The following is a 21,893-nucleotide window of genomic DNA, read 5'->3' as shown; positions in this document are numbered from 1 at the left end:
CGCGCGGACCGCTAGCGTAAGTGCAATCTCAGGTTTGTATGTCACGCCGCCAGTTTGGCAAAGGCGAGGGTTCAATGAAGGACGCGCTTGTAGTTCTAGGCATGCACCGCGGTGGCACCTCGTCCCTCGCGGGTACACTGGTGCATCTCGGCGCGGCACCGCCGAAGACGCTGATGCCGCCGACAGAACACAATGCGCTTGGTTATTTTGAATCAACCCCGGTCTTTGAACTCAACGAGGCCATTCTCAAATCCGGCGGATCGGACTGGAGCGACTGGCGGGCATTCAATCCGCAGTGGAGGGAAAGCGCGGTCGCCCGATCGTTCTCCGAATCCGCTCGCCAAACGCTCGAGGATGAATTTGGCGGCGCACCGCTGATCATGCTCAAGGATCCTCGCATCAGCCGGCTGGCGCCGTTCTGGTTCGAGGCGTTGAAGGCCAGCGGCTATACGCCTCATGTCCTCTTGCCAATCCGCAATCCGCTTGAGGTCGCACTCTCGCTGCGCGCGCGCGACCAACTGCCCCTTGCCCATGGCCTGCTCACCTGGCTGCGCCATAGCCTGGACGCGGAACATGCGTCCCGCGCGACGCCACGGGACGTGATTTCGTGGCGGACGTTCCTTTCCGACTGGCGCGGCACGCTGGAAACCAGCGGCACCCGGCTTCATCTGGCCTGGCCCCGCTGGTCCGATTTCTCCGCCATCGAGATCGACGGCTTCCTCTCGGACACGCTGCGTCACCAGCGGGTGGACGATTCCAACTGGCGCACGCGGTCGGAGATCCATGAATGGGTCCGTCTCGCCTATGACGCGCTGGAGGAGCTGAGCCGGACCCCGAATTCCAACAGCGCCATGGAGACGCTGGACCGGGTGCGGATCGAATTCGATCGAGCCTGCGTCATCTACGGGCCCGCGCTCGCCTTCTTGCAGGACCGCCTGGAACGGGCCGATTCCCGCGTCGGCCAACTCGATCTCCATGTGGAGCACCTCGACAGAACGGCTGAGGCCGCCCGCCTCGAAATGGAGGCCCTTCGCGAACGAATCCGCGTGCTGGAGGCGGAGCTTATCGCCCTCACCACGGACCGCGATGCGATCCGCGCGCATGTGGACAAGCTGCACGCCGCCCTTGAAGCGGCCGGCGCCAACCCAGCCACCTTCGAGGCGGAAAGCGCGGCGCTGGCAGCCGAGATCGAGCGTTTGACTACCGCGCTTCAATCCGCCGGGGAGGGCATCGCCGCAGCGGAACGCACGCGGCAGAACGCCGCCCAGCAAGCGGAAGAGGTGCATCTCGCCGCGGTGGAGGCGCGTCTCGCCCAGGAAATCGAGGCGCGGCAGGTTCTGGCAGCCGCCCTCGAAGCGGCACGGGCGGACTATTCCAACGCTCAGGCGCGGGCGGATGCCGAGGCAGAGCAATCCGCGGCATGGATCGAGGAAATCTCGGCCCTCACCCGAGACCGCGACGCCGTTCACGCCCATGCCCTCAATCTCCAGGCAATGCTGGAGCAGATGGAGGGCGATGTCGCTGCCATAAGGAGCGAATTGGCCAACGCGATTGCGGATCGCGATGCGGCCCGTGCCCAGGCGCACGATGTCGAGCGCATCTTCGAGGAAACGCGCCGGCAGAACGATGACGCCAACAGGGCCGCCGCCTACGAAGTCGAACTCACCGAGCTTCGTGCCGCGCTGGAAACGAAGGCCCTTCAGGAAGAAGCGCTTAAGGAAGAAACACGCGGGTTGCGTGACGAAATTCAGAGCCTTGCCGGCGGGGCGGATGTCTTGCGGGCCGATCACGATATCGCGCAAGCCGATCTTCGGCGTATGGAGACCGAGCTTTCCGAACTGCGGGCCGTAATCGCGGCGAAGTCGCTTGGCGAGGAAGCCGGATCGGCGGAACATGTGCGTCTGCGCGAGGAAGTGACGGTCCTGCATGCGGAAGTCGCCGCACTGACAGCGGATCGTGATGCTGTGCATGCCCATTCGCTGCGCATGGAGCGCGGCCTAAGCACCGCGCGCTCGGAATACGTGGACCTCGAGCGCCAGACCACAGCCGTCCAGGCCGAACTTGAACGCGTGCTGGCGCTTCGCGCCGCAAGTCGGCGGCGGGCGCGCAAGCTGCTCGGCTCCAAAATCGCGAAATGGCTCGTTCCCGACGTCCCGCCCCGCAATCCGCCGCAGGACGATGCCTGAGACGTCCCTATCTCCAGCCCAGACGGAGCCCACATGCCCAATGCCCCGATCCTCCGCCAGCAGATCAAAGCCGCCCGCGCGCTTCTGGGCTGGACCAAGGGCGATCTTGAACGCACCAGCGGAATCCCGACGGCCACCATCAAGGCCGCAGAGACCGGCGGCCTGAGCGACCAGCCCGAGACATTGCAGCGCATGCGTGCGGCGCTCGATGCCGCCGGCGTGGAGTTCATCGAAGCGGGGGTGCGGCTGCGTCCCACGGGCGAAGGCCTGCGCGCGGACCAGCTCAATGCCTCGAATGACGATTAACCCGTTCTTCGCCCGCCAGGGCTAAAAAGCCCGCGCTTGTCGGCGGCCCGCTATGGTCTATCTTCGACCTGGGCCGCGCGCGCGCATGAAGAACGCACCACCTTCATCCTGGAGGCGGAGCGCGGGTTTGGGAGACAGAAATGCTGAAGCAGCCGCGTGAACAGTTCATCGAAGGCCTCGGCGTCATCGAGACCACCCAGACCGACAATATCCTTCGGTGGGACGGCGACATGGTCTATGTGGAATATGACGTCTACCACAACGGCCAGATGGTTCATTCCAAGTATAAAAAGCGTGTGACGCGCGAAGTCGCCACCGCCTTGCTTGCCGTCCTCACGGAAAAATCCGCCTCGAACTGAGATGCTCTTCCCCTGACACGGCGCGGCACCAGGCTCCTCCGGTGCCGCGCGGAAGACCTACGCGGAAGACTTTTGGCGTTTAAGCCTTTGGGCCTTGAGCGTCGTGCCGCGCGGCACGTGTTGCACCAGGCACTCAGGTGCGAATCTGAATCTGCCTGATCTCTTCCAGATGACGCTCCAGCACAGGCAGCGTCTGGCCGGCATAATCCTTCAGCACCGTCTGATCGCCCTCCTTGGCGAAGCTGGCGAAGATGCCGATCGCCGCCTCATGCGCGCGGGTTTGCATCTGGACGAACAGCGTGTCGAAATCCGCGCCGGTCGCCGCCTTGAGCTGTTCGATTTTCGCTTCATGCTTGGTATCAAGGGAACCGGGCACCACGATCTGCCCGTCGGCCTTGGCTGCGGCCGCCTTGAGCCCCGCCAATGCGTGCGTGTGATCGGCGACAAGCCGCGTCGCCAGGATCTTGATTTGCGGACTTTCGGTTTTTTCCAACGCGAGACGGCCGGCCTCGATCTCGAACCGGTCGGCGATCGCGGCCGCCTCCACGAATTTCGGGCCGGACAGCGTGCCGGCCAATTGAGCCTGCGCCAGCGCCGGCGCGAGCAAGAGCGCGAGAGCGGCAAGGATAAAGGTCTTGATGTGGGGCATGGGCGCCTCCTTCCGTTGCGGAAAAACCTTTCGCACCGGCCGGCGGTTCCCCGCCGCGCGCCCTGCCCTTACGCGGGAGCCGCCACAAAGGTCAGGGCGAAGCCGTCATATCCTTTGCTGCCCACCGTCTGGATTGCGGTCGAGATCAGGCGTGGATCGGCCGCGATCAGGTCGAACAGCCGCCGCACCCCCTGGACGCGCGGATCTACACTGGCCGCATCCACCACCGCGCCGTCGCGGATCACATTGTCCCACACGATCAGCGTGCCCGGCCGCGACAGGCGGAGCGCCCAAGCGAGATAGTCGGGATTGCTCGGCTTGTCGGCATCCACGAAAATCAAGTCGAACGGCCCGATCCCTTCGGCTTCCACGCCTGGCAAGCTCTCCACCGCGCGGCCGACACGCAGGTCAATCCGCTCCGCAAGGCCGGCGCGCTGGAAATTCGCGCGCGCCACCTGCGCATAAGCGCCATCGGCCTCCAGCGTCACCAGCTTGCCGTCGGCAGGCAAGGCGCGGGCGAGCCAGATGGTGCTGTAGCCGCCGAGCGTGCCGATTTCGAGGATGCGCCGCGCATTCACCATGCGTGCGAACAGGGCCAGCATCTGCCCCTGCGCCGGCGAAACATTGATCGGCGGCAGGCCGGCGGCCGCACTCGTCTCCAGCACCGCTTCGAGCAGCGGATCGGCGGGCACGAGTGCGTTGACGATGTAATCATCGACGCGGGTCCACCGCTGCTGGTTGAGATCGGCGTCGCTCATATCCCCTCCCCGTCGGAACCGCCTCGTGCCTCGTGAAACACGAAGCGGTACTTAATCCTCGTCGCTCTCGCGCGCCGCGCGGATGGAGAGCACCGCATAAGCCACCACCAGCCCGAGCTCGAACAGCGTCAGGATCAGCAGGCGCCCCATGCCCGCCGGGGCCCAGGCGCCCAGGATCACCTGGCTCAGCGTGGCCAGCAGCCATAGCACCACCGCCCAGCCGGCGCCGAGCCACAGGCCGACCCCGGCGATGGGGTCGATGATCGCCGCCCAGATGATTGCCGCCTGAACCGACGGCGGCAGGCTTTCGAAGGAATTGGCGGCACCGTCGCCGATGCCGCAGATGATCGCCCAGTGATAGACGCCCTCCGCCAGCAGGAAGAGCGCCACCGCCCGCAGAAAGAACACCAGCCGCCGACGCCAGGGCGTAAGGCGCTCCAGATGAGCGCGGGCACTGGCGTCGATGGGATCGTAATGGGTCATGCAGGGTCCGGCGTGAGAGTCAGTTCATGGTCGATGGGCGCGAAATGGCCGGCGATGACCGCCGGATCAATATCTTCCAGCCGCGCGGGTTCCCAGCGTGGGGCATTGTCCTTGTCGACGATCACGGCGCGCACACCTTCGTAGAAATCGTGGCCGCGCGCCACCCGGTTCACCACTCGATATTCGGCGACAAGGCATTCCGCCAAATCCAGGGAGGGCCCGCGCCGCATCTGCTCCATGGCGATGGCGACCGAGGTCGGGCACTTGGCGCGAACGGTGGCCGCCGCCTCACGGGCGAAGGCGGCATCCTCGCCCGGGCCGGCACCGATCTCGTCCAGCCGCCCGAGGATCGCCCACACATCCGGCCGTCCAAACGCATCGGCGATCACGGCCTTGTGCCGGTCGAGCGGCGCGGGGCCGGGATCGGCCGCATGAGCCGCCAGGGTCGCCACGACATCGCCGCCGTCAACAAGCGCCTCCTCCAGGGCCGCAAACCCGGCGGAGGGAACGAAATGCGTGGCGAGGCCGGCGGAAAGCGCGTCCGCCGCCTTGATGCGCGCGCCGGTCAACGCGAGGTACACGCCCTTCGCATCCGGCAAGCGCGGCAGCACATGGGTGCCGCCCACGTCGGGAAACAGGCCGATCGCCACTTCGGGCATGGCGAACAGATAGCGCTCGCCCGCCACGCGATAGGGGCCGTGGGCGGAGAGACCGAATCCCCCGCCCATGCAGATGCCGTCGATCAGCGCCACATAGGGCTTGGGATAGGTGCCGATATAATGGTTGAGCTGGTATTCCTCGAACCAGAACCGCAACGCATCGTCCACCTGCCCGACGCGCCCATGCTCATAGATGGCGCGGATGTCGCCGCCGGCGCAGAACGCCTTCTCGCCCGCCGCCTTGATGACGACGCGGGTCACGTTCGGGTCTTGTGCCCATGCCTTCATCTGGGGGTGGATGGCGCGCACCATGGCATGGTTCAGCGCGTTGAGGGCCTTTGGACGGTTCAAGGTGATGACGCCGGCTTCCCCCCGGCGCTCCAGCAGGACGTCTGGCTCGGTGCTCACGGCAGCTCCTTAGGAGAGATGATGCGGGCGCGCGCCCGCCGGATCAGGCCCCGCGAGGGTTAGACGGCGCGTCAGCGTGCGTCAACGGAGGCTGACGCGCACCGAAGCGCGGGGTGCGCGTCACCCCGCCGCTCGCCATCGTCTCGCCCTCGCGCGGATCTAGGCCTATAAGGAACGCCTTGCGGCCTTCAAGGCCCGCCGCACTATTGCGAGTGCCCGTCCATGTCGTCTCCCGTCGCCCGTTTCCCCTCCGCCCTGCCCGACACTCCGGCCGCCGAACGGCTTGATCTGGTGCAACGTCCGCGACGCAATCGCAAATCGGGCTGGGCGCGGCGGCTGGTGCGCGAAAACACGCTGACGGTGGACGATCTGATCTGGCCGGTGTTCGTTGTTGAAGGCACCGCGACGCGCACACCCATCGCCTCCATGCCGGGCGTGGATCGCCTGTCGGTGGACGAGATCGTGCGCGCCGCTGAAAATGCCGCCAAGCTCGGCATCCCCGCCATCGCCCTGTTTCCCTATACCGAACCCACGCTCCGCGACCCGACCGGCAGCGAGGCGCTGAACGAGCAGAATCTGGTTTGCCGCGCCCTGCGCGCCATCAAGGCCGAGGTACCGGACATCGGCCTCATCACCGACGTGGCGCTGGACCCCTATACCAGCCACGGCCATGACGGCTTGCTGGAGGGCGAGCGGATTTTGAACGACGAGACCGTGGCCGTTCTCGTGCATCAGGCGATCGTCCAGGCCCAGGCCGGTGCGGACGTGATCGCTCCCTCCGACATGATGGACGGCCGCGTCGGCGCGATCCGCGCCGGCCTCGACCGCGCCGGCTTCGAGGACGTGCAGATCATGTCCTATGCGGCGAAATATGCGTCCGCCTTCTACGGCCCGTTCCGCGACGCCATCGGCACCGCGAAAACCCTCACCGGCGACAAGCGCACGTATCAGATGGACCCGGCCAACGGTGCCGAAGCCCTGCGCGAAGCCGCGCTCGACGTGGAAGAGGGCGCCGACATGCTGATGGTCAAGCCCGGCCTGCCCTATCTCGACATCGTCTATCGCCTGAAGGAGGCGTTCGGCCTGCCGACCTTCGCCTATCAAGTGTCCGGCGAATACGCGATGATCGAGGGCGCGATCCGCAATGGCTGGCTCGACGGCGAACGGGTGGTCGAGGAAAGCCTGATGGCGTTCAAGCGGGCGGGCGCGGACGGCATCCTCACCTATTTCGCGCCCCGCATGGCCGAGCGCCTCGCAGCCCGCCGCTGAGCGGTTCTTGTTGGGGGCTTCCGCCGTTGCGGGAGATGCCGCCCGCAGGGCCTGCGGTCGCTGCGATATTGGCTGTGCCACGCAGGTATCGGGTGGCGCGCGGCACTCGCGGATGACACTTTGAACTCCGAGCGCGTCGCCCGCGCTTCGTTCGCCCAATCCGAGGACTGCCCATGCGCGCCGACGCGCTTTCCACCGATCTTGCGCTCCTGCCCGTCACACTGGCAGATCTCCTGGCGGCGCGAAGCATCGTTGAAGCTGCCGTGGTGCGCACCCCCACGCTGCGCGCGCCGCGCCTCTCCGCCCTTACCGGCGCGGATGTTTGGGTGAAATACGAGACCTTCCAGATGACCGCCTCGTTCAAGGAACGCGGCGCGGTGGTGAAGCTGTCCCGCCTCACCCCGGAGGAAGCCAGGCGCGGCGTCATCGCCATGTCGGCGGGAAACCATGCCCAGGCGGTGGCCTATCACGGCACCCGGCTCGGCATTTCCACCACCATCGTGATGCCCGAGAGCACGCCGCAGGTGAAGGTGGCGGCCACCGAGGCGTTCGGCGCGCGCGTGGTGCTGCACGGCGAGGGGGTCGGCGATGCCGAGCTGGAAGCCCTGCGCATCGCGGCGGAAGAAGGCCGCGTGTTTGTCCATCCCTACGAGGACACGGACGTGATCGCCGGCCAGGGCTCCATCGGCCTGGAGATGATCGAGGACGGGCCGGCCTTCGACCAACTCGTCGTGCCGATCGGCGGCGGCGGGCTGATTTCAGGTGTTGCGCTGGCGGCCAATGGCCTGTCGCCGGCGACCGAGGTGATTGGCGTGGAGGCCGCCCTCTATCCCGCCATGTGGTCTGTGCTGAAAGGCATTGCCCGGCCTTGCGGCGGCCCGACGCTGGCAGAAGGCATCGCGGTGCGCAACGTCGGCACCATGACCGCTGAAATCATCCGCCGCCTCGTGTCCGATGTCGTGCTGGTGGAGGAGACGCGCCTGGAGCAGGCGGTCAACGCCCTTCTGACCAACCAGAAAGTGCTGGCCGAAGGCGCCGGCGCCGCAGGCCTTGCCGCCATGCTCAGCGATAAGGAGCGGTTCCGGGGCAAGACCGTGGGCCTCATCCTCTGCGGCGGCAATATCGACCCGCGGGTGCTGGCGAGCATTTTGGTGCGCGAGCTGGAGCGCGAGCAGCGCATCGTCTCGTTTCGCCTCACCATATTGGATCGGCCGGGCATGCTCGGCATGATCACCACGCTGCTCGGCCAGCTTGGCGCCAACATCCTGGAAGTGCACCATCGCCGCACCTTCCTGGATGTACCGGCCAAGGGCACCCGGCTCGATCTGACGGTGGAAACCCGCGACGCGCAGCATGCGGAGCAGATCCAGCGCGCGCTGGAGGCCGAAGGCCTGCCCGTCGAGCGGCTGGGTGCCGGTGGCAGCGAATGGTGAGCCACGCCTGAATCCGATCAGGGCTCGAAGCCGATCCGGGTGGCGATCGCCCGGGCAAACGCCTTTGCCCCGTCGGCCGCGCGCATCGCACGCGACTCGCAATGAAGCAAAACCCTGTCACGGCGCCGCAGCGGCACCGGCCGGGCGGCGGTTGTCGTTGGCGCCATAGACTGTGTCGGGCCGCGGCTTCCAGAGCCGCAGCGTATCCGAACCGAAGGCCGGCTGCTGCGCTTGGGCCGGGCCTGCGTCCGGGAATTGGATCGCCTCCACCGCGCTCCATGGGCGTTGCACCACCACCTTGTGCCCCTTCTCCACCAGCAGGCGAATGGTGTCGGGCGACAGGGCATAGGGCTCGGCGAACAGCACGTCGGGCAGCCATTGGTGATGAATGCGCGGCGCGTCCACTGCCTCTTGAACCGTCATGCCGTGGTCGATCACATTCACCAGCGTCTGCACCACGGAGGAAATGATCCGCGATCCCCCGGGCGAGCCGAGCACGAGATAGGGCTTGTCGTCGTGCACAACGATGGTCGGGGCCATGGAACTGAGGGGCCGCTTGCCTGGGGCGATCGCGTTTCGAGCGCCCTGAACGAGGCCGAACGCGTTGGAATTGCCCGGCTTTGTGGTGAAATCGTCCATGGTGTCGTTCAAGAACACCCCGGTGCCCGGCGCCATGACACGCGCGCCGAAATATGCATTGAGCGAATAGGTCACCGCAACCGTGTTACCGGCCGCGTCGGCGATGGAATAATGCGTCGTCTCTGTGCCCTCGTGGGGGGCGGACGAGGGATCGTCCAGCGTCGAGACCGCCGCTCGGGACAGATCAATGTGCGCCCGAATCGCCACCGCATAATCCTTGGACAGCAGACGCTCCAGCGGATTGGCCCCGAAGGCCGGATCAATGAGCGCGGAATTGCGGTCGATGAAGGCCTGCCGCATCGCCTCGGCCATGATATGCACCGTCTCCGCCGCACCCGCGCCGGACGCGGACAACGGATAGCCTTCCAGGATGTTCAGGATCTCGCAGATGGCCGTCCCCCCGGCGCTGGAGGGCGCAGCGGTGAGAATGTCGTAGCCGCGATAGGTGCAGCGAAGCGGCTCCCCCACGCGCACCGCGTACCGCGCGAAATCCTCCGCGCTCAGCAGGCCGCCGCCCGCCGTGCTCGCGGCGACGATGCGCTGCGCGATCTCGCCACGGTAGAAAGCGGCAGGACCAACGGCGGCGATCGCCGCCAGGGTTGAGGCAAGGTCGCTCTGCACCAACCGGTCACCGGCCTTGAGCGCGGCGCCATCCTTCAGGAAGATCGCGGCGAGCGTGGGATCGGCGCGGAAAGCCTCCGTACCCGTGGCGAGAATGGCCGCGTCGCCGGCCGAAAGCGCATAGCCTTCGCGCGCCAGTGCGATGGCCGGCGCCATCACCTGGGTGCGGGACATGGTGCCGAAGCGCTCCAGCGCGGTATCGAGACCCAGCACCGATCCCGGCACGGCCACGGCGCGCCAGCCCTTCAGGCTGGCGTCGGGAATCGGATTGCCGTCACGATCCAGGAACATGCCGGCCGTGGCTGCGCCCGGCGCGGCTTCCCTAAAATCAATGAAGGTCGCCGTCCCGTCGGCGAGGCGCACCACCATATAGCCACCACCGCCGAGATTGCCGCAGCACGGATGCACCACGGCCAGCACATACCCCACCGCCACCGCCGCATCCACCGCATTGCCCCCGCGCCGCAGGATGTCGGCGCCCACCCGGGCGGCAATGGCCTGTTCGCTCACCACCATCCCGCGCTGTCCCTCAACCGGCCGGGGAGAAATGGCGAACGCCTCGCACGTCGGGCCGAGAAGCAGAAGCATGAGCAAAACGGAACGGCGGGCGGTGGCGAAAACATCCATGGGCAATCCAGTCCTCAGAGAAGATCACGCGTGCGCCGCCCTTTTCCGCCGCCACATGGGCGAGGGCGTGGCGGGCCGGCCGGGTTTGCCAGAATGCCGGGCGCGCATCCAGGGCGCTCGTACCCCTGGGCGGTTCTTGCGCCCCAAGGTGAGGCACACCACCTTATTGTGCATGGAGCGACACGAGATGACATACACCCCCGGTGACAGCCGTCCCTATTCGGATTCCGCGCGCCCGCATGCCTTCGATCCGGTGACACAGCCGGAATATTTCGAGGGCGTGCTTTCGCGCCGCCTTTTGGCCTTCGCCGTCGACGCGACGATGATCATCGGCCCGATCGTTCTGTTGGCCGCGTTCATCTTCGTGTTCGGCATCTTCACCTTGAGCCTCGGATGGATGCTGTTTCCCCTGCTGGGACCCGCGTTCGTGGTCTGGGCCGTCTGCTATAACGCACTGACCCTGGGCTCTCCGGCCTCGGCCACGCTCGGCATGCGGCTGATGGACCTGCAAATGCGCACCTGGTACGGCGCCCCGGCCTATGCCGTGCTCGGCGGCGTGCACGCGGTGGCGTTCTGGGTGTCGGTGAGCGTGTTCACCCCATTCGTCTTGCTGGTGGCCTTGTTCAATGATCGCCGTCGCCTGCTGCATGATTTCCTGGTGGGCGCGGTGGTGGTGAACACCGAATCGCGGGCCGCGCTGCTGCGCCGCAGCTAAATTTCGCGAGGCAGAGCGCGCAAATTCTTTTGACCGACTCGACCCTGGGAGCGATGCTCATAAAATTCGAGGCCTGAGTGTCGTGACCGAGCACCCGCGTGACACACCGCAATTCTATCTGACCGCACCTTCGCCTTGCCCGTATCTGCCGGGCAAGGAGGAGCGGAAGGTGTTTACGCACCTTGTGGGCGAGCGCGCGACCACGCTCAACGACGTCCTGACCCAAGGCGGGTTCCGGCGCAGCCAGTCGATCGCCTATCGCCCGGCCTGTGAAGGGTGTCGGGCCTGCGTGTCCGTGCGCATCTGCGTGGACGAGTTCAAGGAGAGCCGGAGCTTCCGCCGCGTTCTGGCGGCCAATGCCGACATCGCCGGGGCGCTGCGCGAGACGGTGCCCACCTCCGAGCAATATGCGCTGTTCCGCTCCTACGTCAGCACCCGCCACGGGTCAGGCGGCATGGCCGACATGAGCGTGCTCGACTACGCCATGATGGTGGAGGACACCCATGTGCAGTCGCGCCTGGTTGAATATCGCAAGCTCGGCCCGGACACGCGCATCAACGGGCGTGGCATCGGCGATTTGTTCGCGGTGGCGCTGACCGATGTGCTGAGCGACGGGCTTTCGATGGTCTATTCCTTCTACAACCCCAATATCCCCGACCGCTCCCTCGGCACTTTCCTGATTCTCGATCACATCGCCAAGGCGCGGACCATGGGCTTGCCCTATGTCTATCTCGGCTATTGGGTGAACGGCTCCCGCAAGATGGACTACAAGCGCCGCTTCCTGCCGCAGGAACGCCTTTCCCCGCAGGGCTGGGAGCGGGTCGAGGCTTGAGCGCGCGAGACCACGCCCGCTATCTTGTAAACCCGCGCGGAAAGTCGCAAACGGCTTGCGGTGGTATCGCCGTGGGAGGCGTTTGAGTGGGCCAGTTCATCAATGTCTTTCTTGCGGTGTTCGCCGCCTTGTTCCCGGTGGTGAACCCCCTCGGCGGCGCGCCCATCTTCTATCAGCTCACACGCGGCGCCCCGGCGCCGACGCGGGCGATGATCGCCCGCAAGATCGCCACCTACGGCTTCGTCCTGCTGCTGTGCTCCATGGTTCTGGGCTCGCACATCCTCACCTTCTTCGGCATCAGCCTGCCGGTGGTGCGGGTGGGCGGCGGCCTCGTGGTGGCGTTCGTCGGCTGGCAGATTCTGCATCAGGGAAATACCACCGCCGACCGCGCAACCGACCACTCCTCCACCGAGGACGTGGACCTGTTGCGTATCGAGGACCAGTCCTTCTATCCCCTCACCATGCCGCTCACCGTGGGCCCAGGCTCGATCGCCACCGCCATCGCCCTGGGCAGCCAGGTGTCGGAGAACAATTTCTTCTCCTACGAGATGCTGGTGATTGAAGTCGGCGCGGCGCTGCTGGGCCTGATCGCCATCGCGGTCACGATCCTGCTGGCCTATCGCTATGCCGGCGATATCGAGCGCATCCTCGGGCCCAATGGCACCAACATCCTGGTGCGCCTGTTCGCCTTCGTGCTGCTGTGCATCGGCCTCCAGATCATGTGGGCGGGGGCGAGCGAATTGCTGAGCAGCCTGCCCATTCCCCACCAGGCCGCAAGGCCCCTTGGCGGATAAGGCCCTCGGGCGGATGAGCCTCAATCGCCGCCGGAGAGATCGCGGCGGGCGGCTTCCACTTCATGCGCATAGCGCCGCAGGGCTTCGACCTCGTGCAACTGGCCGAGCGTTCGGCTGGTATCCGGGTCCACCACGGCCAGCATCTCCGCACCGGCGCTGCGGAACACGCCCGCCGCCTCGGTGACGTTCATGTCCGGATGGAGAACGGCGTTGCGGTGTTGGACAAAGGCGCCGATCGGCCCGTCCTGCCCGGCCGAATAAACCCGCGCGACCCGCACCAGCCCGGCATAACGTCCCTCGGCGTCCAGCAGGGTGACGTGACGGGTCTGGCCGAGCGGGAAAGCCGCGCGGAAGGCGGCTTGGGTGCCATCGGCGGAAAAGGTCGCGCGCACCGGCTCCATCAATCGGCCGACCGTGAGGTCGCGGAGCCAGCCGACATCGTGTGCCCCGCGGATGCTTTCCCCGCGCAGGTGCAGCCGCCAGGTGGAGAAGGAATAGCCGAAGGTTTCCCGCACAGTGAGCGAGCAGGCGATGGCGGCAGTCAGAACCAGGCCGGAAATGGCGAGATCGCCGGTCGTCTCCAGGGTCAGGAAGGTCATGGTAAACGGCCCGCCGACGATGCCGACGGCGAGCGCGGCCATGCCAACCACGGCCGAGACCACGGGATCCACCGGGACTCCCGCGAGCGCGGCGCCGCCGGCAAACAGCTTGCCCATGAGCGAACCGAGGAACAGGGCAGCCAGAAACAGGCCGCCACGAAACCCTGATCCCAGCGACAGGGAAGAGGCGCAGATCTTGAACAGGAAGACCAGAAGCACCGAAAGAGTGACGCCGGTCCCAACCTGGATATGCAGCGCCCCCTCGCCGCTCGACATGATCTGCGGGCTGTAGAGGGCAAGCACCCCCACGCCCAGTCCGCCGATCATGGGCCGCAACGGGGCGGGCACGCCGCTGAGTTGGAACCCCTTCTCCACCAGGGTCACCAGCCGCATGATGGCGATCGCGACCCCCGCGCCGATCAGACCGAGCAGGATGAAGGGCGGGTAATCCACAAGCGTCAGCTCGGGAATTGGCGGCACGATGATAGGAAACGGTTCCGCTCCAAGGGTCCGGACCGTCAGAACCGCGAGCAAAGCCGCAGTCATCACCGGCGCGACGGAGGGAATGGCGTAAACCCCGATGATCAGCTCGAAGCCGTAGAAGGCGCCGGTCAGGGGGGCGTGGAACGCGGCGGCGATGCCGGCCGCCGCACCGGAGCCGACCAGCACGCGGCATTGCCCCCGGCTGAGGCCGAGCCGGGCGGCGAAGGCTGAGCCTATGCCGGCCCCAGCCTGGCTATACCCGGCCTCCATGCCGACCGACGCGCCGAACCCGTTGCAGAGCATGACCTGGACCGAGAGAATGGCGCTGTCGAGCAGTGACATTTGTCCGCCATACAGCGCATTCGCCTCGATCGGGTCGCGGATCCCGCCGGGCCGCACCTTGCGCACGATCCAGGCCAAAAGGCCGATCGTCAGGCCGCCAGCCGCAGGGATCAGATACATATAAGGCTGCGACAGGCTGGGAAGACGGCTGAGCATGCCGTCCGCACCGGCGCCGAACAGCATGCTGTGCATCCATTTGGCGCCGGTGCTAATCGCCATCGCAACGGCGCCCGAGAGGATGCCCACCACGGCCGCGAGCAGCACCAGCCGCAGTTCCCCTCGCCGATGCATGCTGGCCGCGAGAGCCGCGAAGCCGGAACCGGGGGTAGAAGCGCGAGGTTGCGTTTCGACCGCATCGGTCATGGCGTCAGGCGAACTTATTGGTGCGCGGGAATCCCTTGGGCGGCAGGCGACCGGAAGAGGCCCGCTCGCCCTGCCATTCCAGCAGGTCATTCACAGTCCAGGTGCGGCCGGAGGTATCTTCCCAGGTGAGGCCGTCTGCGATGGTGAACACCTTGACGTCGGAAAGGCCACCCTCGCGATAGCGCTGCAACCGCACACCGCGCCCACGCACCATTTCCGGCACTTGGGTGAGCGGGAACAGCAGCAGCTTGCGGTTATCGCCGATCACCGCCACCCAATCGCCCACCGCCGGCACCACGGCGGTGGCGACGTCCGGCGGATCCATCGAGAGCACCTGTTTCCCCTTCCGGGTATTGGCGAGGCAATCATCCTCCGCCACCAGGAAGCCGCGCCCCTCGCGCGAGGACACCAGCAGCTTGCGCCCACCCTGATAGGCGAAGACGCTGACGATCTCCGCCTCCTGCTCGAGGTCGATCATGAGGCGGATCGGCTCGCCGTGGCCGCGCCCGCCCGGCAGCTTGGAGGCATCCAAGGTGTAGAAGCGGCCGTTCGTGGCCCAGACCATGACGCGCGAAGTGGTCTCGGCGAAGAAGGCGTGGGCGAGGCTGTCATCGCCCTTGAACTGAAGGCCAGAGAGATCCGCCACATGGCCCTTCAGCGCGCGGATCCAGCCCTTCTGCGTGACGACGATGGTGACCGGCTCGCGCTCCACCAGCGCCTCTGAGAAGGCGTCCTCATCAAACACCGGGGCGACGCCGAAGCTGGTGCGGCGGCGACCGATGGCGGTGTCCGGTCCATAGAGCTTGTGCGTTTCGCGGATCTGCTTGCCGATCGCCTTCCACTGGGCCGGCTCGGATCCGACGAGCTTGTTGAGCTGGTCCTGCTCCTTGCTCAGCTTGTCGTGCTCCTTGCGGATTTCCATCTCCTCCAGGCGGCGCAGGGAGCGCAGGCGCATGTTGAGGATGGCTTCCGCCTGAACGTCCGTAAGCTCGAACGTGGACATGAGCGAGGTCTTGGGCTCCTCCTCCTCGCGGATGATGCGGATCACCTCGTCGAGGTTGAGATAGGCGATCAGATAGCCGCCCAGAACCTCCAGCCGGTGCGCGATCTCGCCCAGGCGATGGCGCGAGGAGCGCAGCAGCACGTCCCGGCGGTGGGCGAGCCACTCTCGCAGGGCGTCCGCAAGCGACAACACCTTGGGAATCTGCCCGCGCACCAGCACGTTCATGTTCAGCGAAACGCGGGCTTCAAGCTCGGTGAGCTTGAACAGGCTCGCCATCAGCACTTCGGCATCCACCGCGCGGGTGCGCGGCTCCAGCACCAGGCGGATGTCCTCCGCGCTCTCGTCGCGCACATCGGCGAGCAGCGGCAGCTTCTTGTCGGTCAGCAGCTCGGCGATCTTCTCCACCAAGCGCGACTTGGGCACGCCGTAGGGAATTTCCGTGACCACCACCAGATAGGTGCCGCGCCCGGTGTCTTCCTTGTGCCAGCGCGCCCGCACCCGGAAGGAGCCGCGCCCGGTGGCATAGGCTTCCGCCGCGCCGACGGGATCCTCCACCAGCACACCGCCCGTGGGGAAATCGGGGCCGGGCACGAATTGCAGCAGGTCGGAAGCCGGTGCGTCGGGGTGGTCCAGCAAATGGAGGGCGGCGTCCAGCAATTCGGCCGCATTGTGCGGCGGGATCGAGGTCGCCATGCCGACCGCGATCCCCTGTGAGCCATTGGCCAGCAAGTTCGGGAAGGCGGCTGGAAGCACCACCGGCTCTTCCTCGGAGCCATCATAGGTGGGGCGAAAATCCACCGCATCGTCGTCGATGCCGTCCAGCAGCAGGCGCGCGGTCTCGGTGAGGCGCGCTTCGGTGTAGCGCATGGCGGCGGCATTATCGCCGTCCACATTGCCGAAATTGCCCTGGCCGTCCACCAGCGGATAGCGCTGGGCAAAATCCTGAGCGAGACGCACCAATGCGTCATAGACCGCCTGATCGCCGTGCGGGTGGAACTTGCCGATCACGTCGCCCACGACGCGCGCGCATTTCTTGAAGCCGGCTTCCGGATCCAGCTTCAACAAGCGCATCGCATGGAGGATGCGGCGGTGAACCGGCTTCAGCCCGTCGCGCGCGTCGGGCAGCGCGCGGTGCATGATCGTGGAGAGAGCGTAGGCCAGATAGCGTTCTTCGAGCGCCGCCTTCAGTTCGACCGGCTCGATATTGCCATCGCCTGGGGGGGGAAGTGTGCGGGTCGCCATGGGATCGCACTAGCGCGCCCTGGGCCGCCGCACAAGCCGGTGAATCTTGGTGCACAGGTTTGTCACAGGCGAAACACCCTCAGGCCGCAAGACTGAACAAAATCGCCGATTTGATTTATCTATGTGAACGTCCGTTCAAAAATCATTGGCGACATTAGGTTTTTCGTTACCACGAATTAATCTGAAGTGATGTGAGGGAACATAACCCCGACACTCGAGCGTTTCACCTTGTGTCCATACGCCAAATGGCGTCGCTCGGAGCTTCGGAGGAGAAGCTAAAAATGAAACGTCTTATGATTGCTTTCTGTGGTGCGGCAGCACTCGGACTCGTCTCGCTGGCAAGCGGCGCAAACGCCGCGCCGCTGACGCCCGCAATGCCCCTCGGTCTCGCGCAAAGTGGCGTTCAGGCCGAGTCGGTGGCGTGGCGTCGGGTCTGCCGTCCGGTGACCCGCTGGGCCTATGGCCGCCGGATCGTCACCACCCGCTGCACCCGGGTTTGGGTTGGTCCGCCGCGTGGTGCTTACGGTCCGGGCCGTCCGGGTCCCTATTACGGCCCCCGCCCCTATTGATGTGATCGCCGGAATTGGGAGGCCCGCGCGGCCTCCCTCTTCAGGGCGGAGAGGAAACTATCGCGCGCATCCGGCAACTTAAGGCCACGCGGCTCCAGGACCCGCTGGGTCAGAAAATAGCCCGTCAACCGATAGGCCGCCGCCAATTCCTCAGCTGGAGGCGGGACGGGGCCGCCAATCAGAAAGCTCGGCAGGGCCAACAGCCGCTCCGCATAGGGCGCGCCGGCCCCCTCCGACACCGCACGCCCGGTGCGCGGAGAGACGAACACCAGGTCATTGCGCCTCCCGGTGGCGGCGCAGGCGTCCAACTCCAGCCCAAAGCCCAATTCGGCCAGCATCGCCAGCTCAAACCGGGCAAGAAGCACTCCTGCGGCCTCCGGATCTTCGATGGCATCCAGGATCGCCGCCAACACCTCATAGAGGCCGGGATGGGGATCGCGCTCCGGGAGCAAATGCAGCAGGCTCGCCATATGGCTCATGCCAAAGGCGGCATGCGGCACGCGGATCATCAGATCCGTGCGCGCCGTGAGGGCCTCCAGCGCATAGAACCCCAATTGACCGTCGAGCCTCGCGCGCCAGACCGCCCGCATCACATTGCCGGGCTGCAGAAGCGGCGCCTGGCGCTTCGAGGTGGCGCCCCGCAGCAGCCCGAGATGACGCCCATGCTGGCGCGTCATCAATTCCACGATGGCACTGCTCTCCCCGTGCCGCCGCACGCCGATCACGATGCCCTCGTCGGTCCATTCCACGGCGGCGTCAGTCCCCCCGTGGGAATTCCAGGCCCATTTCGCGATAGCGCTCGGGATCGTCGGCCCAGTTCTCGCGCACCTTCACGAACAGGAACAGATGCACCGGGCTTTCGACAATTTCGGAAATCTCCTTGCGGGCTTCCGTGGAGATCGCCTTGATGGCCGCGCCCGCCTTGCCGAGCACGATTTTGCGCTGGCTTTCGCGCTCGACGAAAATCGTCTGTTCGATCCGCACCGAGCCGTCGCGCAATTCCTTCCAGGAATCGGTCTCGACCGTGGAGCGGTAGGGCAGTTCGTCGTGCAGCCGCAGGAACAGCTTCTCGCGCGTCACTTCCGCCGCCAGCATGCGCATGGGGGCGTCGGTGATCTGGTCTTCGGGATAGAGCCACGGCCCGTAGGGCATGGATTGTGCGAACCAGCGCTTGATGTCGTCGATCCCGTCGCCCTTGAGCGCGGAAATCAGGAACACCTTTTCGAACGGCAGGCGCTCCGTGAGCCGCGCCACGAGCGCGAGCAGCGACTCGCGTTTCACGAGGTCGATCTTGTTGATGATCAGCGCACGCGGATGGCGCACTTGGCTCAAGGGCTCCAGCAGGGCCTCGATCTCCGCATCGACACCGCGATTGGCATCCACCAGGAGCGCGACCAGATCGGCGTCCGAGGCGCTGGTCCAGGCCGTGGAGACCATGGCGCGCTCCAGCCGCCGCTTGGGCGAGAAAATGCCGGGCGTGTCCACCAGAATGATCTGCGCCGGGCCTTCAAGCACGATGCCGCGCACGATCGCCCGCGTCGTCTGGACCTTGTGGGAAACGATGGAGACCTTGGTCCCCACCAAAGCATTGGTGAGGGTGGACTTGCCGGCGTTGGGCGCGCCGAGGAGAGCGACGAAACCGCAGCGCGTCTGTCCCTCGGCCGTGCTCGGCGGGGTGACCGCGTCGTTCATGCTTCGCTCCCGGTGGGCACGCCCTCGCGGGCGAGAAATGCGGCGGCTGCAGCCTTCTGCGCCGCCTGTTTAGATGATCCTATGGCTTCCGCAGAGGCAAGGCCAGGAAGTTCGACCCGTACCCGGAAACTCGGCGCATGGTCCGGTCCGCTGCGTTCCACGTCGCGATAGGAGGGCGGCGGCAGTCCACGGGCCTGGGCCCATTCCTGCAGATGGGTCTTGGCATCGCGCAGCGGCCGGCGCGGGGCCAGCAGCCGGGCGCGCCAGAACCGCTCCACCAGCGCATGCGCCGCCTCATAGCCCCCATCGAGATACACCGCGGCCACCACCGCCTCGGCCACGTCGGCAAGGATGGTGCGGCGGCTGCGCGCGCCCGATTGGGTTTCGCCATTACCGAGCCGGATGAAGGCGCCGATGTTCATGTCCTCGGCCACTTCCGCGCAGGCTTCCTCGCGCACGAGATCGGCCAAGCGACGGGAAAGCTCCCCCTCCTCCGCCTGCGGGAAGGCGGCATAGAGCATGTGCGACACAATCGAGCCGAGCACGTGGTCGCCGAGAAATTCGAGCCTCTGATACGAGCGCACGCGCGGTGCATCGCCCTTGACCACGCTGATGTGCGTCAGGGCAAGCTCGATCAGGCTGTGATCCGCGAAAGCATAGCCGAGATGGGCTTCGAGCGCGGAAAGGTCTGACCCGACGCTGCTCATCGGACCATGCTGAACAAGCGCGACCACCGCACCGACCAGGGCCACGTCCAGACCTGCCAGGCCTGCGCGTGATCGTCGATGGAGAAGAAGATCAATTGCGCCTTGCCGATGAGATTCTCGAACGGCACATAGCCCACTTGGCTCAGAACACGGCTATCCGCTGAATTGTCGCGGTTGTCGCCCATCATGAAGTAATGGCCGGCCGGCACGTTATAGACCTGAGTGTTATCGTAGAATCCGTTGTCCACCAGATCGAGGGTCTCATAGGAGACCCCGTTCGGCAAAGTCTCCTTCCACCGCTTGACCGGCACGACGCGCCCGCTGCCATCATCCTCGGTAATGTCCGAGAGGCGTTCGCGCTTCACAGGCACGCCGTTGATGTTGAGCACGCCGTCAATCATCTGGATGGCATCGCCGGGCATGCCCACGACACGCTTGATATAGTCGGTTTCATTATCGCGCGGCAGCTTGAACACAACCACGTCGCCACGTGTCGGCTCGGCCCCGAAAATCCGGCCGGAGAACAGATTTGGCGAGAAAGGAATGGAGAAGCGGGAATAGCCGTAGCTGAACTTCGAAACGAAGAGGTAGTCGCCGATCAGCAGCGTGTCCTTCATGGACCCCGAGGGGATGTTGAAGGGCTGAAAAAGAACGGTGCGAATCACCAGCGCGATTAAAAGCGCATGGATGATGACCTTAACGGTTTCGAGGAAACCGCCTTCCTTCTTGGAATCGCTGGCTGCGGTCATTGAGGGTCCGATGTATGGTGTGCGCGCACACTGTGCCGCAAACATTGCCCAGAAGGCGGTCGCATGGACGCGCGGAACTGCAATGCCCCGCAGCGCAGGGCAGCTATAGACCGTTCAGTTCCAGGCGGCAACGCAGCCGCCATGCGCCAGACGCGGGCATCGCGCAAACGTGCGCGTGCGGCGCAGGCTGCGTTCACGCACTGACCTTGCGACCGCGGTCACCGGAATGCGGCCGTGCCCACCGGCACCGCGCTGATGATGACATAGGCGGCGGAGAGCGGCCCCTCGTCCGTCAGGCTCAATTCGATGCGCGGCTCATAGCCGTCCGGGACCATGGCGGCGAGCCGGGTCGCGGCGCCGCCGGTCAGCGCCAGGGTCGGCTTGCCGCTGGGCAGGTTCACCACCCCCATGTCGCGCCAGAACACCCCGTGGCTCAGCCCTGTGCCCAAGGCCTTGGCGCAGGCCTCCTTGGCGGCGAACCGCTTGGCATAGGTCTCCACGCGGCGCATGCGCCGATCCGCCTTGGCGCGCTCAAGCGGCGTAAATACACGATCGAGAAAGCGGTCGCCGAACCGCTCGATCGAGCGCGCGATGCGGCGCGCGTCAGTAAAATCCGAGCCCATGCCTAGAATCATGCGGCCTGCTCCGTTCGCAGATGCGCCCGGCCCCGCGCGATGGCATCGCGCATGCGCCGGATGACGCTTTCGAGCCCGTGAAACACGGCCTCTCCGATGATGTAATGGCCGATGTTGAGTTCCACCACCTGCGGCAGGCGCGCCATCTGGCTCGCGGTCACATAGTCCAGCCCGTGGCCGCCGTGGACCTCAAGGCCAAGATCCGCGGCCTTCGCGGCGGCGGCGGCGAGGCGGGCGAATTCGCTTTCCGCATCGGCATCCTTCCCCGCCGCCCGCAGATCGCACCAGGTGCCCGTGTGCAGTTCGACGATGTCGGCGTTCAGGGCGCGCGCAGCCTCGATCTGCACTGGATCAGGTGCAACGAACAAGGAAATGCGAATGCCACCGGCCTTCAGCGCGGCGATCTTCGGGCCGAGGTCACCCGCCTGGCCGGCAGCGTCCAGCCCGCCCTCCGTGGTACGTTCCTCGCGCTTTTCCGGCACCAGGCAGCACGCATGCGGCGCGGTCTTGAGGGCGATTTCGACCATCTCGTCGGTCGCCGCCATCTCGAAATTGAGCGGAAGGCCGATTTCCGCCTTCAGCCGCGCCATGTCGGCATCGCGGATGTGGCGGCGATCCTCGCGCAGATGGGCGGTGATGCCGTCGGCGCCGGCCGCCATGGCGAGCGCGGCCGCGCGCACGGGATCGGGATGGCTGCCGCCTCGGGCATTCCGCACCGTCGCCACATGATCGACATTCACCCCGAGCCGCACCGGACGCACACCCTGCATG

At 66.0% G+C, this 21,893-nt stretch carries 21 protein-coding genes; 8 read left to right on the top strand and 13 right to left on the bottom strand.

What is annotated here, in order from left to right:
* The first annotated feature begins 74 nt into the window (after positions 1 to 74).
* The 3 genes from V5F78_RS07150 to V5F78_RS07140 all read left to right on the top strand — a co-directional run bounded on the left by V5F78_RS07150 (position 75) and on the right by V5F78_RS07140 (position 2,851).
* Complete coding sequence (locus V5F78_RS07150) at positions 75 to 2,186, top strand: hypothetical protein (protein WP_394069483.1); 2,112 nt, start codon at positions 75 to 77, stop codon at positions 2,184 to 2,186.
* A gap of 33 nt (positions 2,187 to 2,219) precedes the next feature.
* Positions 2,220 to 2,492, top strand: a complete 273-nt coding sequence (locus V5F78_RS07145; RefSeq protein ID WP_394069482.1) for a helix-turn-helix domain-containing protein — start codon at positions 2,220 to 2,222, stop codon at positions 2,490 to 2,492.
* 140 nt (positions 2,493 to 2,632) lie between these two features.
* On the top strand, positions 2,633 to 2,851 hold the full coding sequence (locus tag V5F78_RS07140) for a hypothetical protein (RefSeq protein ID WP_394046263.1): 219 nt from the start codon (positions 2,633 to 2,635) through the stop codon (positions 2,849 to 2,851).
* A gap of 133 nt (positions 2,852 to 2,984) precedes the next feature.
* Here V5F78_RS07140 and V5F78_RS07135 read toward each other — a convergent pair whose 3' ends face one another.
* The 4 genes from V5F78_RS07135 to V5F78_RS07120 form a co-directional block, all read right to left on the bottom strand.
* Positions 2,985 to 3,428, bottom strand: a complete 444-nt coding sequence (locus tag V5F78_RS07135; RefSeq protein WP_509276685.1) for a DUF4142 domain-containing protein — start codon at positions 3,426 to 3,428, stop codon at positions 2,985 to 2,987.
* Between the two features lie 140 nt (positions 3,429 to 3,568).
* Positions 3,569 to 4,258, bottom strand: a complete 690-nt coding sequence (locus V5F78_RS07130) for an O-methyltransferase (protein WP_394069478.1) — start codon at positions 4,256 to 4,258, stop codon at positions 3,569 to 3,571.
* A 51-nt stretch (positions 4,259 to 4,309) separates the two neighbouring features.
* On the bottom strand, positions 4,310 to 4,741 hold the full coding sequence (locus V5F78_RS07125; RefSeq protein WP_394069476.1) for a DUF6163 family protein: 432 nt from the start codon (positions 4,739 to 4,741) through the stop codon (positions 4,310 to 4,312).
* The gene (locus tag V5F78_RS07120) at positions 4,738 to 5,808 is read right to left on the bottom strand and encodes an enoyl-CoA hydratase/isomerase family protein (protein WP_394069474.1); all 1,071 of its coding nucleotides are present in this window, start codon (positions 5,806 to 5,808) and stop codon (positions 4,738 to 4,740) included. The genes V5F78_RS07125 and V5F78_RS07120 overlap by 4 nt, the downstream gene beginning before the upstream one ends.
* A gap of 222 nt (positions 5,809 to 6,030) precedes the next feature.
* Here V5F78_RS07120 and hemB point away from each other — a divergent pair, with 222 nt between their 5' ends.
* Together hemB and V5F78_RS07110 are read left to right on the top strand one after the other, a co-directional pair.
* Positions 6,031 to 7,077 (top strand): porphobilinogen synthase, encoded by a 1,047-nt coding sequence (gene hemB, locus V5F78_RS07115; protein ID WP_394069473.1) that lies wholly within the window; start codon positions 6,031 to 6,033, stop codon positions 7,075 to 7,077.
* A gap of 173 nt (positions 7,078 to 7,250) precedes the next feature.
* Complete coding sequence (locus V5F78_RS07110) at positions 7,251 to 8,510, top strand: threonine ammonia-lyase (protein ID WP_394069471.1); 1,260 nt, start codon at positions 7,251 to 7,253, stop codon at positions 8,508 to 8,510.
* Positions 8,511 to 8,627: 117 nt separating this feature from the next.
* Here the strand turns inward: V5F78_RS07110 and ggt are convergent, their stop codons facing one another.
* Positions 8,628 to 10,397 (bottom strand): gamma-glutamyltransferase, encoded by a 1,770-nt coding sequence (ggt, locus tag V5F78_RS07105; protein WP_394069469.1) that lies wholly within the window; start codon positions 10,395 to 10,397, stop codon positions 8,628 to 8,630.
* 187 nt (positions 10,398 to 10,584) lie between these two features.
* Between ggt and V5F78_RS07100 the strand changes: the two genes are divergently transcribed.
* The 3 genes from V5F78_RS07100 to V5F78_RS07090 all read left to right on the top strand — a co-directional run bounded on the left by V5F78_RS07100 (position 10,585) and on the right by V5F78_RS07090 (position 12,738).
* A complete protein-coding gene (locus V5F78_RS07100) occupies positions 10,585 to 11,112 on the top strand; it encodes an RDD family protein (protein WP_394069467.1) in 528 nt (175 codons plus the stop codon).
* Between the two features lie 82 nt (positions 11,113 to 11,194).
* The gene (locus V5F78_RS07095; protein WP_394069465.1) at positions 11,195 to 11,944 is read left to right on the top strand and encodes an arginyltransferase; all 750 of its coding nucleotides are present in this window, start codon (positions 11,195 to 11,197) and stop codon (positions 11,942 to 11,944) included.
* 86 nt (positions 11,945 to 12,030) lie between these two features.
* A complete protein-coding gene (locus V5F78_RS07090) occupies positions 12,031 to 12,738 on the top strand; it encodes a MarC family protein (RefSeq protein ID WP_394069463.1) in 708 nt (235 codons plus the stop codon).
* 20 nt (positions 12,739 to 12,758) lie between these two features.
* Here the strand turns inward: V5F78_RS07090 and V5F78_RS07085 are convergent, their stop codons facing one another.
* The 8 genes from V5F78_RS07085 to V5F78_RS07050 all read right to left on the bottom strand — a co-directional run bounded on the left by V5F78_RS07085 (position 12,759) and on the right by V5F78_RS07050 (position 21,892).
* A complete protein-coding gene (locus V5F78_RS07085) occupies positions 12,759 to 14,453 on the bottom strand; it encodes a chloride channel protein (protein ID WP_394069461.1) in 1,695 nt (564 codons plus the stop codon).
* 76 nt (positions 14,454 to 14,529) lie between these two features.
* The gene (parC, locus tag V5F78_RS07080; protein ID WP_394069459.1) at positions 14,530 to 16,770 is read right to left on the bottom strand and encodes a DNA topoisomerase IV subunit A; all 2,241 of its coding nucleotides are present in this window, start codon (positions 16,768 to 16,770) and stop codon (positions 14,530 to 14,532) included.
* A 562-nt stretch (positions 16,771 to 17,332) separates the two neighbouring features.
* Complete coding sequence (gene recO / locus V5F78_RS07075) at positions 17,333 to 18,088, bottom strand: DNA repair protein RecO (protein WP_394069457.1); 756 nt, start codon at positions 18,086 to 18,088, stop codon at positions 17,333 to 17,335.
* Positions 18,089 to 18,095: 7 nt separating this feature from the next.
* Positions 18,096 to 19,031, bottom strand: a complete 936-nt coding sequence (gene era / locus V5F78_RS07070; protein WP_394069455.1) for a GTPase Era — start codon at positions 19,029 to 19,031, stop codon at positions 18,096 to 18,098.
* Entirely contained in the window at positions 19,028 to 19,738 is a 711-nt protein-coding gene (gene rnc, locus V5F78_RS07065; protein ID WP_394069453.1) for a ribonuclease III, read from the bottom strand. The genes era and rnc overlap by 4 nt, the downstream gene beginning before the upstream one ends.
* Complete coding sequence (gene lepB, locus V5F78_RS07060; RefSeq protein ID WP_394069451.1) at positions 19,735 to 20,487, bottom strand: signal peptidase I; 753 nt, start codon at positions 20,485 to 20,487, stop codon at positions 19,735 to 19,737. The genes rnc and lepB overlap by 4 nt, the downstream gene beginning before the upstream one ends.
* A 218-nt stretch (positions 20,488 to 20,705) precedes the next feature.
* Positions 20,706 to 21,122 (bottom strand): holo-ACP synthase, encoded by a 417-nt coding sequence (gene acpS / locus V5F78_RS07055; RefSeq protein ID WP_394069449.1) that lies wholly within the window; start codon positions 21,120 to 21,122, stop codon positions 20,706 to 20,708.
* Positions 21,119 to 21,892 (bottom strand): pyridoxine 5'-phosphate synthase, encoded by a 774-nt coding sequence (locus tag V5F78_RS07050; RefSeq protein ID WP_394069447.1) that lies wholly within the window; start codon positions 21,890 to 21,892, stop codon positions 21,119 to 21,121. Before V5F78_RS07050 ends, acpS begins: the two co-directional genes overlap by 4 nt.
* Position 21,893: the final 1 nt, after the last annotated feature.

The organism is Roseixanthobacter glucoisosaccharinicivorans, from assembly GCF_043195095.2.
Taxonomy (GTDB): domain Bacteria; phylum Pseudomonadota; class Alphaproteobacteria; order Rhizobiales; family Xanthobacteraceae; genus NCEH01.
This window is presented reverse-complemented; position numbering and strand designations above follow the sequence as displayed.